The 15516-nt window shown below is 61.8% G+C and carries 13 protein-coding genes; 5 read left to right on the top strand and 8 right to left on the bottom strand.

Annotated elements, in window-relative coordinates; translation table 11 throughout:
* Positions 1-438 (top strand): hypothetical protein (locus GY791_17770; protein MCP4330277.1); only part of this gene is annotated, 438 nt, incomplete at its 5' end.
* A gap of 106 nt (positions 439-544) precedes the next feature.
* Here GY791_17770 and egtD read toward each other — a convergent pair.
* Positions 545-2827, bottom strand: coding sequence for an L-histidine N(alpha)-methyltransferase (gene egtD, locus GY791_17765; protein ID MCP4330276.1), 2283 nt, complete (start codon positions 2825-2827; stop codon positions 545-547).
* Between the two features lie 341 nt (positions 2828-3168).
* On the opposite strand from egtD, the gene GY791_17760 reads away from it, so the two are divergent.
* The 3 genes from GY791_17760 to GY791_17750 all read left to right on the top strand — a co-directional run bounded on the left by GY791_17760 (position 3169) and on the right by GY791_17750 (position 6598).
* Positions 3169-3570 carry a hypothetical protein gene (locus tag GY791_17760; GenBank protein ID MCP4330275.1) on the top strand — a complete coding sequence of 134 codons (402 nt, stop codon included), beginning with the start codon at positions 3169-3171 and terminating at the stop codon, positions 3568-3570.
* 290 nt (positions 3571-3860) lie between these two features.
* Positions 3861-5243 carry an IS1380 family transposase gene (locus GY791_17755; GenBank protein MCP4330274.1) on the top strand — a complete coding sequence of 461 codons (1383 nt, stop codon included), beginning with the start codon at positions 3861-3863 and terminating at the stop codon, positions 5241-5243.
* Between the two features lie 344 nt (positions 5244-5587).
* A complete protein-coding gene (locus GY791_17750; GenBank protein ID MCP4330273.1) occupies positions 5588-6598 on the top strand; it encodes a transglutaminase domain-containing protein in 1011 nt (336 codons plus the stop codon).
* 652 nt (positions 6599-7250) lie between these two features.
* Here GY791_17750 and GY791_17745 read toward each other — a convergent pair.
* The 5 genes from GY791_17745 to GY791_17725 all read right to left on the bottom strand — a co-directional run bounded on the left by GY791_17745 (position 7251) and on the right by GY791_17725 (position 12725).
* On the bottom strand, positions 7251-8552 hold the full coding sequence (locus GY791_17745; GenBank protein MCP4330272.1) for a glycosyltransferase family 4 protein: 1302 nt from the start codon (positions 8550-8552) through the stop codon (positions 7251-7253).
* Between the two features lie 105 nt (positions 8553-8657).
* The gene (locus GY791_17740) at positions 8658-9095 is read right to left on the bottom strand and encodes a hypothetical protein (protein MCP4330271.1); all 438 of its coding nucleotides are present in this window, start codon (positions 9093-9095) and stop codon (positions 8658-8660) included.
* 33 nt (positions 9096-9128) lie between these two features.
* On the bottom strand, positions 9129-10799 hold the full coding sequence (locus GY791_17735; GenBank protein ID MCP4330270.1) for an acyl-CoA/acyl-ACP dehydrogenase: 1671 nt from the start codon (positions 10797-10799) through the stop codon (positions 9129-9131).
* Positions 10800-11028: 229 nt separating this feature from the next.
* Positions 11029-11706 (bottom strand): hemolysin III family protein, encoded by a 678-nt coding sequence (locus GY791_17730; GenBank protein ID MCP4330269.1) that lies wholly within the window; start codon positions 11704-11706, stop codon positions 11029-11031.
* 113 nt (positions 11707-11819) lie between these two features.
* Positions 11820-12725: a LysR family transcriptional regulator gene (locus GY791_17725; protein MCP4330268.1), complete on the bottom strand. Its 906-nt coding sequence runs from the start codon at positions 12723-12725 to the stop codon at positions 11820-11822.
* 225 nt (positions 12726-12950) lie between these two features.
* On the opposite strand from GY791_17725, the gene GY791_17720 reads away from it, so the two are divergent.
* The gene (locus tag GY791_17720; GenBank protein ID MCP4330267.1) at positions 12951-14375 is read left to right on the top strand and encodes a catalase; all 1425 of its coding nucleotides are present in this window, start codon (positions 12951-12953) and stop codon (positions 14373-14375) included.
* 26 nt (positions 14376-14401) lie between these two features.
* Here GY791_17720 and GY791_17715 read toward each other — a convergent pair whose 3' ends face one another.
* Positions 14402-14653: a hypothetical protein gene (locus tag GY791_17715; GenBank protein MCP4330266.1), complete on the bottom strand. Its 252-nt coding sequence runs from the start codon at positions 14651-14653 to the stop codon at positions 14402-14404.
* Positions 14654-14663: 10 nt separating this feature from the next.
* Positions 14664-15503 (bottom strand): metallophosphoesterase, encoded by an 840-nt coding sequence (locus tag GY791_17710; protein ID MCP4330265.1) that lies wholly within the window; start codon positions 15501-15503, stop codon positions 14664-14666.
* Positions 15504-15516 lie beyond the last annotated feature (13 nt).

The following is a 15516-nucleotide window of genomic DNA, read 5'->3' as shown; positions in this document are numbered from 1 at the left end:
GCGTCTTCAACTCATACGACGACATCGTCGACCACTGCTGTGACGCCTGGAACAAGCTCATCGATCAGCCCTGGAAAATCATGTCGATCGGACACAGGCAATGGGCACATAGGTCATGATCAACGGGATTTGGTATTACTGGTCGCCGCTCTGTCCGCGTGTCACATGCTGTGGTACCTGCATTTGTGTTCGGTCAAGGGAGTCGTTGTCACGGCATACGAGGACCGCGCGGAGGGCACCATGGTCGAAGAGCCGGGCAAGGGCCGGTTCACCGAGGTCACGCTTCACCCGAAGGTTGAAATCACCGCCGACAGCGACCCCGAACGCGCGGCGGCGCTGCATGGGCGCGCCCATGCCGAATGCTTCATCGCCAATTCGGTCAATTTTCCGGTCCGCTGCGAACCGCGGATTACCGTTACGCCGGCCGGGAAACGGTAGGCGCATAGGCGCCGTGGCGCACACGGGTGTGCAGGTTCTTCCCGTCGGCGGGCGTCGGGACGTCCTCCGCTACCGCCGTTTCGTCCCCGCGCTCGCCGGTGTCACGCTACTCGGCATCCAGGAGGAAAACGGCAAACAGCTCGTCGGCGTCGGTCCACATTTGGGCCGGCCGGAATCCGGAGTCCCTGGCGAGAGCCTCGAAATCCGCGACGGCGAATTTGTATGAGTTTTCGGTGTGGATCGATTCGCCGCGTTCGAAATGGAACCGATGGCCGGCGATGGTCAATGTCTGGCGGTCTCGGCTTCGCAGGTGCATTTCGACACGCCCCTTCGCCGGATCGTAAATCGCCTGGTGCTCGAAGGCATCGAGATTCGCGTCGCCGTCCAATTCCCGGTTGATCCGCACCAGCAGGTTCTTGTTGAAGCGCTCGGTGACTCCCGCGCGATCGTCGTAGGCCGATTCGAGCCGCGCCTTGTCCTTCTTCAGGTCGACGCCGATGACCAGTGCGCCGCCCGATCCGACCGTGGCCGCAATTTGCCCAAGAAACCGGCGTGCATCCAACGGTTCGAAGTTACCAATCGTCGATCCCGGGAAGAATGCACAGCGCCGGCCCGCGGCGTCCAGCAAATCGGGCAAATCGATGGGCTTGCTGAAATCTCTCGCGATCGTATGGACATGAAGATTGGGGTAGGTTTCATTTAGATTCCGCGCGGCCTGTTCGAGCTGATCGGCCGAGATGTCGATGGCGACGAAACCATGCGGGCGGTCCAATCGATCGAGCAAGCACTCGACCTTGGACATCGAGCCGGAGCCGTATTCGACCAGCACGGGGCCTGGACCAAGCGCCTCGGCAATCGCGGATGCGGCGGTTTTCAGAATGTCGTTTTCGACGCGAGTCAAGTAATACTCCGGCAGGCGACAGATGGCTTGGAAGAGGTCGGCGCCGGCCTGGTCGTAAAACCATTTGGGCGGGATGGTCTTCGGATTGTCGGACAGCCCGACGACGACATCGTTGAGGAAGGCCAAGGTGGCCGGGTCGGTGGGTGTTTCCTTCGCCTCCTCCGTCTCGGTCACCGGCGGAACGTAAACACGCGCGTCGGTGTAGGTTTCGGCGAGTCGGATACCGGAGAATTGCCAACGATCTGCGGGGTAGAAGAAATTCCGGTAGGTCGGGCGCACGTGGCCCTCTGGAGTCGCACAAGATCCGCCGCGCAGGACCATTTGGCCCGACATGAACTTTCCGTTGTACTCGCCGACCGCACCTTCCACCGGCCGGAACCCCGGATAGGGAAGATAGGCACTCGCGGTCCATTCCCAGACGTCACCATAGATCTGCCGAAGGCCGTCGCCGCGCGCCGGGACCGGATGAAACTCGCGTGTGCCGGCGAAATTGCCGGCCGGCATCAGCGGCGTCGCGATGACCTCCCACTCGCCCTCGGTCGGCAACCGCTTGCCGGCCCATCGCGCATACGCATCGGCTTCATAGAAGCTGACGTGACAGACCGGCGCGTCCGGATCGAGCGGCCGGAGGCCGGAAAGCGTAAAGATTCGCCATTCGCCGTCTTCGGCCGGTTCCCAATAGAGCGGCGCCCGCCAGGGCGCGGCTTGGCACTCTGCCCACCCATTGGACAGCCACAATTCCGGTCGTTCATAGCCGCGGTCGAGCATGAATTCGAGGTATTCGCCATTGGTGACCGGCCTGCTCGCCACCTTGAACAGTTCGAGCCAGACCTTGTGCTGGGGTCCCTCGCAGTCGAAAGCGAAATCCTTGCGGCCGTGTCCGATCTCGACCAGCCCGCCGGCGTGCTCGATCCAATCCAACGTGCGTGTGCGACTCGCGTCGCGTGGGCGCGGCGGCAGATAAGCGGGCCTCAGCGGGTTGCACGACAGAACGTGCTTGATATCGGTAAGGATCAATTCCTGGTGCTGCTGCTCGTGGTGACAGCCGAGATCCATCAGCGCCCGGATCGCGGGATCCGTAAACCCGCCGGCCGCAAGAGACGATCGCAGCGCGCCTTCGACATAGGACCGATAGGCCAGCACGTCCTCGAGCGAGGGGCGCGAGAGCAGGCCGCGCCTGGGCCGATCATGACGCGGACCGACCAGTTCGTAGTAGGAATTGAAGAGGAACCCGAAATCACGATGGAAGTCTTCGTAATCGTCGACGAAGGATTTGAGGATGAAGGTCTCGAAGAACCACGTCGTGTGCGCCAGGTGCCATTTGGTTGGGCTGACATCGGGCATGGACTGGATACATTGGTCTTCCGCGCTCAGAGGATCGGCAAGCTCGAGCGAGCGTCGCCGTACGGCGTTGAATTGGTTGGTCAATCCCTCGACTTCGCTGGTCGAGATGGGCCGCGAAGGCGGGGTTTCGGGGCGCTGCGTCACCTATCGAGTATCCTCTTGCGTGTCACGGTGGGCGTCTCCCAGGAAACCGGTGGGCGCTGGAGAATCTTGACGCTGTCCGTTCGAACGGGAGTCAAATCCCGATCGAACCTTGCCGACGGCCCGGTTTCAGATGTTTGTTGTCGACTCTTTGCCGCCTTTTGAAATCGATCGTGCGCCGATGCCCACGTTCGCGGTCCAAACGTTAGCCGAAGGATGAGTGCTGGGCAACAGTGACCGCTATGTCTCCTGACATCGCGCCGATGGCGAAGGCTTCATCGCCAATTCGATCGGTATTCCGGTCCTCTGCGGGAAGGGTGATCGGGCGTATGCACGATACGAACATGGCAGAGGAGTCCAATCGTGAGGAAGCAGGGCGCACCTATACCGACGCCCAGATTCTGGTGTTCGGCGACGAATTTCGAAAGGTTCGCACCCATTTGGGCGGCACCTTCGGTCCCGGCTATACACGCGGAGATTTGGTACTTCTCCATTTCGTCTGGACATCCGACGAACTGAGGCGCTCGGCTACGACCTGCGCCCTGGAATCCGTGTGTGACATGCCCCATCCGACTGTTCTTCGGCGTTTGCGGGTCGTGATGACCCGCGGCTGGGTCACGACGGACCTGCACGGTCATCGGCGCACGTGGAGAATGACGGAGGATGGGCGAAACCAGGTTCGTGACGCGATGAGCATCTTGATGCGCCACTACCTATCCGGACTGCGCGCGGCGGGGCTTGTGTAAGGTACTCCGTGTATGAACCAAGTCCAAAGTGGACTCAGATTTACTTGATACGGCATGGTGGTTTGAGGAGAATCAACCGAACTGACGCGAAATGACGGAGTCGTGACCTTAGGGATATCCAGATGCGGACCGATTTAGAAGAACGGTTTCCATGCCGACCGTAGCGCCGAGTTGGGAGGTACTATGCTTGTCTTATCCCCCATTTCCCAGATGAGATGCTGAATTAGCGACGCGTTAGCCAGATTCTGGTATAAGAATCAATGGATTGGCATCCAGATGGAGGGGGCGGAATGGCTCACCCGACGGGTGAAAGCAGGACCGGCGACCTGAGGTTGGATTTTGATCGTCGTCTGAAGCTTGAGTTCCACGGTTCCAAGATCACGTCGGATGCGGGCCTCCTTCCCTTTCGGGAACTCGATGACGCTCTTGGGCTGAGCGAGATTGCCGGTGAACATCTGGTCGATCCCCAGACCGGCAGGAATGGACAGCACCGGATGACCGGGTTGTTTCGTCAGGCGACGTTTGGACGGCTCGGGGGCTACGAGGATGTGAATGACGCTGACCGCCTCGGGCGTGATCCGGCGGTGCGATGGATCGTCGGCAGTCGCGCTGTCGCCAAACAGGCGGCATCGGCCAGCCAGATGGGACGCTTCGAGACCGAGTTCCTGGCGACCGACGACAACATCGCGGCGCTTGCGGACCTGTCCGGAACATGGATCGACCGGGTCCACGACCGCCGTCCGCCGAAGATGGTGGTTCTCGACATGGATTCCAGCGTCAGCCCGACCTACGGCGACCAGGAAGGCACGGCCTACAACGGCCACTTCGGCTGTACCTGCTATCACCCGCTGTTCCTGTTCAACCATATGGGCGACCTCGAGCGGTGCCGCCTGCGTCCCGGCAACGTCCACAGTGCCGACGGATGGCGGGATGTCCTGGTGCCGGTGGTCGACCGCTACCGGGAACGGAACGTTCGCCTCTACTTTCGCGGCGACGCGGCGTTCGCTTCGCCGGACATCTACGACTACTTGGAAGCCGAGGGCATGCTGTATGCCGTCCGCATCAAAGCCAACAAGGTACTCCAGGACAGCATTGCCCATCTGCTCCGTCGTCCGGTCGGGCGCCCGCCCAATCATGTCCGCCGTTACCATGCCAGCTTCAGCTATCAGGCCGGATCATGGGACAAGAAACGCCGCGTGGTCGCCAAGGTCGAATGGCATCCCGGGGAACTGTATCCCCGCGTCGGCTTCATCGTCACCAACCTGAGCCGCAAGGCCGAACGAGTGGTCGCTTTCTACAACCATCGTGGCACCGCCGAGCAGTGGATCAAGGAAGGCAAGAACGCCATCAAGTGGACCCGGCTTTCGTGCCGCAAGTTCAGGAATAACGAGGTCCGGCTCCAACTACACGCCCTGGCCTACAACCTCGCCAACTTCATGCGGACCCTGGCGTTGCCCAAGGAGGTGGAACACTGGTCGCTGACCACGATCCGGGAGAAGCTGGTCAAGATCGGAGCCATGGTCGTCAGCCATGGCCGGTACGTCACCTTCCAGATGGCGGAGGTCGCCGTGCCCCGTGATCTGTTCCGAAAAATCCTGCGGTTAATCGACGACTTGCGACGATCATCACCGGCGACGGCGTTAACGGAGGAAACCCGAGATGACGGAGGGTGAAGTGCGCCCGAAAGAAGCGGCATCGGGCCGAATTGAGCCAACAAGAGCGACTTGGCGACCGACGGCTCCGCCGGTCAGTCGAAAATGCGGTTCATGGTTCCTAATAAGGGGCAGTTCGGCTACCATCGGAGGCAAGTTTGGGAGTCATCTGGGGAATGTCAGCATAGATATATACCCCCATTTCCCAAATGGTCTCTATATTTTTTCAGCGACAGGATGATTCTGGTATAAGAATCAATGTCATACACACATCAGAACAGACGTACATCGCATCACCCGACGGCCTGGGGCACCTGGGATGTTCCAGTTGGGTCACTGGAAGAATTCGAGGAGATCGAGAAGAAATGTTGAAACAGTTTGGCCGAATCTTTCTTTTTGTTGCCAGCATGTTGGCTTTCACGTCTGTAGCCTGGGCTGCCAAGGGTGTCGTTACCCTGACCATCGAGCCTGCGAAGGGAGATCGTGCAGGTGGCGTTAGGGTGTGGATCCCCTACCCAGTTTCCACGGTCCATCAGGAGATTCGTGAGATGAGCGTCCAGGGGAACATGGTTGGCCATGCGGTGTATGCCGACCCGATGAATGGTGCAACTCATCTGTTTGCTGAATGGGGCAAGGATATAAAGGACCGGCGGCTGGTCCTGCGGTTTCAGGCCGATGCCAGGGAGCGCCGGGTGGCGGAGCTAAAGGATGAACGGTTGCCCATTCCCATGGAGAAGCAACGATTCTTGCAGTCAAGCCAGTGGATACCCACGGATGGTGAGGTGGAACGGGTGGCCAGGGCGGTTGTCGAGGGCCGGGAGGGTATCCTGGAAAAAGCACGGGCAGTTTATGACTGGGTGGTTGAAAACACAACCCGTGATCCAAATGTTCGTGGCTGTGGCCTGGGGGTCGTGGAGGTTACCCTGGCCAAACGTAGCGGCAAGTGCGCAGATTTGAGCTCGGTCTATGTCGCCATGGCCAGGGCGGTTGGCGTGCCGGCCAGGGAGGTGTTTGGCCTGCGCCTCGGTAAAAAGGCTGAACAGGACATCACCGGCGGTTATCACTGCTGGGCCGAGTTTTACCTGCCGGGGACTGGTTGGGTGCCGGTGGATCCATCGGATGTTCGCAAGATCATGTTGGTTAACCGGTGGACTTTGGAGGAGGTCAAGACGCAACGGGAATATTATTTCGGAGCCGTGGACGATTTTCGGATCGTTTTGCGTCATGGGGGGCGGGGGGTGATGCTGAGCCCACCACAAGAGGACGCACCTTTGAACTATTTCATGTATCCATACGCCGAGGTGGACGGCAGGTCACTGGACTATTTCGATCCAGAGAGCTTCCGCTATTCGGTCCATTTCAGGTTGATCGAATAACCTGGAGCCTGGGGAGGGATTGAGCCCCGACCTCAGTATGAGAAGGCTGTCCTCGGCCTGGGATGTTGTCTGTCTGGTGTCCGAGCAGGCGGTGCCAAATCTGGCGTAAGACTTCTCCTAAGGACCAACCATTTCAGAGCCATCCGATAAGTGAAGTGCATACAGGAAGCGAAAGAATTGATTTATAACCGAAAGCACACATCCAGCCGATATCGATTGAAGCGAAAGAAAACGGCGAGTTCATCACCATCACGTACGCCGGTGGCACCACACCCGGAGCGATGAGAGAAATAAGGCGTCATACTGATCGCAAAATTGATCGAGCGCGAAATACCCCTTCTTGCGATCAAATGAAAGCAGGCCGTCCTTATGGCGACGAACATAATTACCTAGAACTAGCCATTTCCATAAGAGTGTCAGTGCTCCTTTACCAGAGACCGTGAGACCGCTGAGATGAGACGCCATATCGTCTATGAACCGGCTCGCTCTTTCCCAGTCGTCCTCACCGAGCGTTTCTAAGAAATCAAAACTAAGGATGCCAGTTGAAAGCATTTCAAACCAGTTCGACAATCCGCCGGTTCGCCGCTCAATCACGATTTGGGCGTCGACGGGGATAGATCGGTCAATTTTCCGGCCCGTCGCGAACCGCGCATCACGGTTGGGCCGGGTGGGAGAGGGTGAGCGAACCGGGGTGTTCCCGCGCCCGGTCGATGACCGCCGCGATCGCCGTTTCGTAGGCGACGACCGTCCGCGATAAATCGTGACCACTCAGCACTTTGGCGCGTCCCGCCGCGCCCAGCCTTTGGCGCAGGATTCTATTGTCGGCCAAACGAAGGATGAGCTCCGCCATGGCCGTCGTGTCGCCGACCGGGGCGAGGAGGCCGGCGCCGGGCCTGGCGACCAACTCCTCGAAGGCCGGAATCGCGGTGGCGACGATGGGGCGGGCACAGGCCATGGCCTCGAGCACCGCCATCGGCTGGCCTTCGGTCTCCGAGCTCATCACCGCGATGTCGGCGGCGGCGAGGTAGGCCGGCAAGCGTTCGTATTCCACCCACCCTTCGAAGTGGACGCGGTCTTCGATACCCATGGCGCGGCACAGGGCCATCATCTCCGAACCCAGTGGACCGTCGCCGACAATCAGAAAGCGGATGTTGCGATTTTGTCGAACCGCCCGCGCCGCCGCCGCGATCAGATCCAGCGGCCGTTTGACGGCCTTCAAGTTGGAGGCGTGATAGACGACGAAATCCTCCGGTCCAATGCCGAGTTCGGTCCGAAGGTCGGTGTTTCGCGGACGTGGGGCGAAGAGTTCAACGTCGACCGGATTGCGGATCGTCGTCACATGGGGGAGGCCCAAAGACCGCAGCCCGTCGCCCATGTGTTGCGCGACCGCGATGATGCCGTCAACCTCGGCCATGCCGTTCAGGAGCGGTCTTGTCAGGTCGTCGCGATAACGGCCGTGAACGACGGCGCCGGCGGCGCCGTGGGTCAGCAACAGGCAGGGCACACCGCGGCCATGAACGAATTCGGGAATGCCGTGGAGAAAGCTCTCCCGACCGATGACGACCAGATCGGGCCGGCGCTCGGAAATCATCGCTCCGAGGACGTCGCGGATGTGTTGCGATTGGGTGCGAACGTATGCTTCGCGGTCCAATCCGAACGGGTTCGCCTCGCTCTGATAGCCGAGAAAGATGTCGATATGCGACATCTCGAACCAGACGCTCTCGACGTCGGGATGGAGGCCGCTCTGGATTGGCTTGCGGACGAAATCGGTGGAACGTGCCGAAATCGTACGAACGCGATGTCCATGTCGGGCGAGCCGACTGAGCAGCGCCGTGCAGACCACTTGCGTACCGCCGAGGGCGGGCCGCAAGGGACCGACATAGACGAGGTCGAAGCGGCGGCCCGACGCCGGCAGGTCCTCGCGCCGCCGTTCGGTCCGAACTCTGTCGGGCATCGTGAACGACATCCTCATAACCGATAAGTTGCATTTCTCGGACGAGCCACCGCCGCCGACCCTAAGACATGTTGTCGAAGCCGGGCAAGACGTGGCTGTCGAAGTTTATTCCGGTGTGTCGTTTTCCGATATCAGAAATGGCTCCGCCGCCCGCCGGATTTCGTCGGGGATGGTGACGGCGCGGCGCAGACGGGTATCGAACAAGACCGCGGTGAACCGCGATTCCATGGCCAGCACTTCATCCTCTACGCGCACGAAGCGATGGAGAAAGGTCGCCGACTTGCCGCCGATCCTGAGAATCGCCGTATCGAGCCGGTAGACGTCGCCGGTGACGAGTTCGGCCTTGAACGCCGCATCGCTGTGGACGACCGCGAACGACAGGCCTTGATCCCGGGTCACGCTGGGCGCCAGACCGAGGCGGGTCTGGAATCCGAACATCGCGTCGCTGATGGCGGCGAAGTAGTACTGGACGTTGAAGTGGCCCAGTCCGTCGCATTGGGCCGGCATCACGTAGCCCTGGTAGGTGGTCACGAATCCGGTCATCCGCGCCTCCGACTCCGCGTCCACATCGGAACGTCAGTTCCGCCCGGTGAGCAAGCCACGCGCCACCACCTGGGCCTGAATCTCGGCGGCGCCCTCGAAGATGTTGAGGATGCGCGCATCGCACAAGACGCGGCTGATCTCGTATTCCTCGGCATAGCCGTTGCCGCCGTGGATCTGCAGGGCGTTGTCGGCATTGGCCCAGGCGACGCGGGCGGCGAGCAACTTGGCCATGCCGGCCTCGATGTCGCAACGCCGTTCCGAATCCTTGGCCCGCGCCGCGCCGTAGCAAAGCTGCCGCGCGACCATCGTCTCCACCGCCATCCACGCCAGCTTGCCGTGGACGCGGGGGAAATCGTGGATCGGTTTGCCGAACTGGTGGCGATCGAGGGCATAGCGCTGGCCCAACTCGAGGGCGTTCTGGGCCACGCCGACGGCGCGGGCCGCGGTCTGTATCCGCGCCGATTCGAAGGTCGCCATCAACTGCTTGAAGCCGTCGCCCTCGACCTCGCCGAGCAGATTCTCCGCCGCCACCTCGAAGCCGTCGAAGCCGAGCTCGTATTCCTTCATGCCGCGATAGCCGAGCACCTTGATCTCGCCGCCGCTCATGCCGTCGGCGGGGAAGGGGTCGCCGTCGCCGCCCCGAGGTTTCGCGGCGAGGAACATCGACAACCCGCGATATCCCGGTTCATCGGGATCGGTGCGCGCGAGCAGCGTCATCATGTCGGTGCGCGCGGCGTGGGTGATCCAGGTCTTGTTGCCGGTGATGCGGTAGACGCCGCCGTCGCGAACCGCACGGGTGCGCAGCGCGCCGAGGTCGGAGCCGGTGTTGGGCTCGGTGAAGACGGCGGTGGGTAGAATCTCGCCGGACGCGATACGCGGCAGCCATGTCTCCTTTTGCGCCGCGGTGCCGCCGAGGCGGATCAGCTCGGCGGCGATCTCCGAGCGGGTGCCGAGCGATCCGACGCCGATATAGCCGCGCGAGAGCTCTTCGGTGACGACGCACATCGCGACCTTGCCGAGGCCGAGACCGCCGAATTCCTCCGGCACGGTAAGGCCGAACACGCCAAGCTCGGCCATCTGCTCGACGACCTCGATCGGGATCAACTCGTCGCGCAGATGCCAGCCATGGGCACGCGGCACGACCCTGTCTTCGGCGAAGCGGCGGAACTGGTCGCGCACCATCTCGAGCGCTTCGTCGTCGAGCAGCGGATCGCCGAAATAGCCGTCGGCCATCAATTCGGCGATGCGACGGCGGGTGGCGGGCGTGTTGCCGGCGGCCATCAATTGCCGTACCGGTTCGGTGCGAAAGCGCTCGATCGTCCGGTCGTCGAGACCCAAATCGGCGGGGCGGACGATCTCGACCTGGCTCAAGGCAATGCCGCCGACGAGCTGGTTGAGGTATTCGCCATAGGCGGCCGCGACCATCAGTCGCTCGAGTTCGCCGAAGCGGCCGGCGGCGTCGAGACCCTCGGCCCAGTTCAATGTCTGGCGGAGCGCTTCGACATAGGTCGCGATCCAAGCGAAGCCGTGAACGGCGTTCTGCTCCTGCTCGAGCGCAGCCAAATCGAGGCGGCCGTCGGTTGTTACGCGTGCCGACACCGCCACCTTGGCCGCCGCCAGCAAGGTCTCGGCGGCCTCGAGGGCGGCGCGCGTGGTATCGACACCGATCTCTTCAGTCTCGGTAGCGTTAGCGGTGTGGGTCATAGGAAAGACTGTCCCGCCTTCGAGGGCGTTGCTGGTATCCGAATGCGGTCGAGTGATGCGGACGATGGCCGGCGAAGTCAAGACGGCAAAGGAAGATAACCGGATTGCGAGCGTGACTGCGGCCACGCCGGCCTCCGAATTGGAACACGCCGGCCAATACCGCTGCCCGACTGGTGCATCGCATTATTGCCGCGGGCTGAATATTGTCGGCCCGCCGATTGGTCAACGGTTACGTTTTGCCGGGCAGGACATAGAGCGCGACGACGAGAAAATGACACACCGCGCCGGTTAGGACGCAAAAGTGCCAGATCGCATGGTTGAACGGCAGCCGCCGCCAGAGGAAGAACAACAAGCCGCCGGTGTAGGACAGTCCACCGGCGACCAACAGCCACCCGCCGCCGGTTCCCAGGTGCGCGAACAGGGTGTCGAGCCAGAGCAATATGAGCCAGCCCATGGCGACGAATATCGGGATCAAGACCCAATGGAGGTGCCCGATCCACAGGCGCGCGATAATGCCCAGCGCCGCCAGCCCCCAGATCACGCCAAACAGCTGCCACCCCACCGGTACGGGCAGTGCCAGCAACGCTATCGGCGTGTAGGTTCCGGCGATCAGCAGGAAGATCGAGCAGTGGTCGAGCACCAGAAACACGGCCTTGGTCGGGCGATGCCATATGCCGTGATACATGGCCGAAAAGAACAGGGTCAGAAAAACCGTCGCGCCATAGATGGCACACACCGTGATGGCGCGCGCGCTGTCGGTCTCGGCGGCAAGTGCGATCAGCAGCGCAAGCGCGGCCGCGGCCAGAACCGCTCCTACGAGATGCACCAGCGTGCTCGCCAGTTCTTCGTAGAGCGTCTCGCCGTCGTCTTCTATTCGGTCTCGGATCCCGGTGTAATTCGTCGCCATCGCGCAGCCCATACCGAATACTATTAAGCCAAAAAGGGCGTTTTTTCCACGGATGACCACATCCTAAAGGGACGGTGCCGACCGGCTCCCGGCCGCCATGTCGCGCCGGGTGCTCAGCCGATTGGTATCACCCTGTTCGGCGGGAGGTGGTCTCGAATGATGGTCGCGAGCCGGTCGACGAGTTCCGGGCGGGGAAAGGTGGAACGATAGACCAGTCGCACCTGGCGGCTGACGTGGGCGGACGTTTCGCGGCATGCGATACCGCGGATCGCATCGCCGGCCGGCAGTGCCAAATTGGGCGCCATCGTCATACCATCTCCCGCCGCGACCAATGCGAGAATCGTTTCCAGGCTCGTTTCACGCGTGTTGGGTGTTTCATCGGTGGTTTTCGCATGGCAGGCGTCGAGTATTTGATCGCGCAGGCAATGCCCCTCCGACAGCAGCAGCATTTCACTCGACTTCAGATCCGCCGTGTCGATCTTGGTCGATTGCGCAAGCCGATGGCCGATCGGCAACGCGACCTGAAAGGGTTCGATGTAGAGCCCGCGATCCTCAAGGTTCTTGTCACCCGGTTCCGTTGCAAGGATCGCGATATCGAGCTCGCCTTCGCGCAGCCGTCTTTCCAAGTGATGGGTGAATCCTTCAATCAGGGTCAGCGCGAGGTTCGGCAGATGTTGCCGGATCGCCGGCAGGATCAGTGGTGACAAATAGGGGCCGATGGTCGGGATCATGCCGAGCCGGAGCGGTCCCGAAAGAGGGTCGCGCGCGGCGGCGGCGGTCGCTTCGATCCGGTTCACCATGTCGATCAATTGCCGGGCCAGGACGACGATTTGCTCGCCGATGGGGGTCACCCGAACACGGCGGTTGGAGCGCTCGAACAACGCCACCCCGAGGTGGTCCTCCAACTTGCGAATCTGTCCGCTCAGCGCCGGTTGGCTGATGTGGCATTTCTGCGCCGCGCGGCCGAAATGCCGCTCGTCGGCGACGGCGAGGACGTAGCGAAAATCTCGAATGTTCACGGGTGATCTCGGTCGATTGCAGTGGTGATCGGTATGTTTGAGATATGCCGTCTTTTCGATTTGTTAGGCCGATGCGGTGAACGAAGCCGGACCAAAACACCACTTCATACCATATGTTAAACCTATTGTAGTAATAGAAACAATCGATTTTACCGATTATTCAATTCGGACTAGGGTGTGCTCCTCGACGGCGCCGTTTCATCGCCGAACCGCAGGAGACAGACGATGACCAAAATGACCACCGCATCCGGTTGCCCGATGGGCGACAACCAAAACAGCCTGACCGCCGGGCCGCGCGGGCCACTGCTGGCGCAAGACTGGCAATTGCTCGAAAAACACGCCCACTTCAACCGTGAACGCATCCCCGAGCGCGTCGTTCACGCCAAGGGTTCCGGCGCCTTCGGCAAGCTGACCATCACCGGCGATATCACCGAATACAGCATGGCCAAGGTGTTCGAGCCGGGCAGCGAAACCGAGTGCTTCTTGCGATTCTCGACGGTCGCCGGCGAGAAGGGAGCGGCCGACGCCGAACGCGACGTCCGCGGATTCGCGGTCAAGTTCTATACCAAGGATGGCAATTGGGACGTGGTCGGCAACAACACGCCGGTATTCTTCGTCCGCGATCCGTACAAGTTCATGGATTTCATCCACAGCCAGAAACGCGATCCGGCAACCAATCTGCGCAGCAACATCATGCAGTGGGACTTCTGGTCGCATGCCCCCGAGGCCCTGCACCAGATCACCATCCTGATGTCGGACCGCGGCCAGCCGGCGTCCTATCGACACATGAACGGCTATGGCTCTCATACCTACAGCTTGATCAATGCGCGCGGCGAGCGGTTCTGGGTCAAGTTTCATTTCAAGACCGAGCAGGGCCACAAGACCAACACCAACGACGAGGTCGCCGGGCTCATCGGCGAAGACCGCGAAAGCCATCAGCGTGACCTTTACGAAGCCATCGACGGCGGCGCATTTCCGCGCTGGAAGTTGAAGGTGCAGGTCATGCCGGAAGCGGATGGCGAAAAGGTGCCCTACAATCCGTTCGATCTGACCAAGGTGTGGCCGCACGCGGACTATCCGCTGATCGAGGTCGGCACCCTCGAGCTCAACCGCAACCCGGAGAATTATTTCGCCGAGGTCGAACAGGCGGCGTTCACGCCGGCCAACATCGTCCCCGGCATCGGCCACAGCCCGGACAAGATGCTGCAAATGCGCATCCTCAGTTATGGCGATGCCCAGCGGTACCGGATTGGCGCGAATCACCAATTGCTGCCGGTCAATGCGCCGCGCTGTCCGGTGCACAATTACCAGCGCGATGGCGCCATGCGCTTCGATGGCAACAACGAGGGCGCGGTGAATTACCAGCCCAACAGTTTCGACGGTCCCGTGGATGATCCCTCGGTCAAGGAGCCGCCGCTCAAGGTTGGCGCCATCGCCGATCGCTACGACCATCGCGACGGCAACGACGACTTCACCCAGGCCGGCAATCTGTTCCGCCTGATGTCGGCCGACGAGCAGAACCGATTGATGGACACCATCGCCGGCGCCATGAAGGGCGTGCCCGCGACCATCGTCGAGCGCCAGCTTGGCTACTTTCGCCAGGCCGACCCGGCCTACGGTGACGGCATCGCCGAGCGGCTGGGCAAGTAAACCTGGGCGGTGCGGCTGTCGGGTCCCTAGAAGAGGACGAAAAAGATCGCCAGCAGGACGAGGATGACAATGGCGAGCGCGGTGGCGAAGCCGCTCATCGGCGCCGGCAGGGGCGGGCGCCAATCGTCGCCCGCCTCCTTGGCCTGCCGCGCTTCGTCGGCCGGGGAATCCTGGCCGATGCCGAGCAGGCCGCCGCCGTGCTGCGCCCGCAGCAGGTCGAGACGGGCCTGAACCTGCTTGTCGTGGTCATCGTCTTTCGGGCGTTCCGCAGGCGGCATCTGGTCGCTCCTAATCGGGCGCGTCGCCGGAAATCGGCGTAAGCGTGATAAGCACGATCTCCGGCGGGGTCAAGAATCGGACTGGAACGATGGCCGTGCCGATGCCGCTGGTCACGTAAAGCCGCCGGCCGTTCTCCTCGATCATGCCATAGGCGTAGCGGTCGCCGTATTGCGACGGCACGATAGGCCGGCCGATCAGGGGGATATAGACCTGACCGCCGCGGGTATGGCCGGCCAGGGTCAAGGCGATCGCGTTCGGCACCTGGGGAAAGATGTCCGGGTTATGGGACAGCAGGATAGTCGGCGCCTCGCGGCCGGTCTGGCCGAGGGTCGCCGGGAGATCGAGGTTGCCGGTCCAAAGATCCTCGAGACCGGCGATCCACAGCGCGTTCCCGGCGTCCTCCGCCAACACGGCGCGGTTACGAAGCACGGTGATCCCGGCTCCGGCCAGCAGGCTCCCCATCCGTGGGCCGTCCCACCACCAGTCGTGATTACCAAGCACCGCGTAGACACCCATGGGCGCGTCGAGGGCCGCCATCGCTGCGGTGGTGTCGACCGGATCGACGAAGGCGGTCTTCAATTGGCGGGTCGTGACGTAATCGCCGAGCAGCAGGACGATGTCGGGTTTCAGCGCCATCCCGCGGTCGATCGCGGCGCGGATGCGGGCCGGCGTTTCGTGCGGCCCGGCGGGCTGGATGTCGCCGATGACGAGGGCGCGAACCGTGCCTTTTAGGCCGGCGACCGGGACCTCGACCCGAGTCAGGACGACATTTCGGGGCTCGATCCAGAACGCATAGACGCCCAGCGCGGCGACCGCCAGCAGCAGGGTCGGTACGACGACCCGGCGCATGCCGCGACGGCGG

Source organism: Alphaproteobacteria bacterium, assembly GCA_024244705.1.
Lineage (GTDB): Bacteria > Pseudomonadota > Alphaproteobacteria > JAAEOK01 > JAAEOK01 > JAAEOK01.
This window is presented reverse-complemented; position numbering and strand designations above follow the sequence as displayed.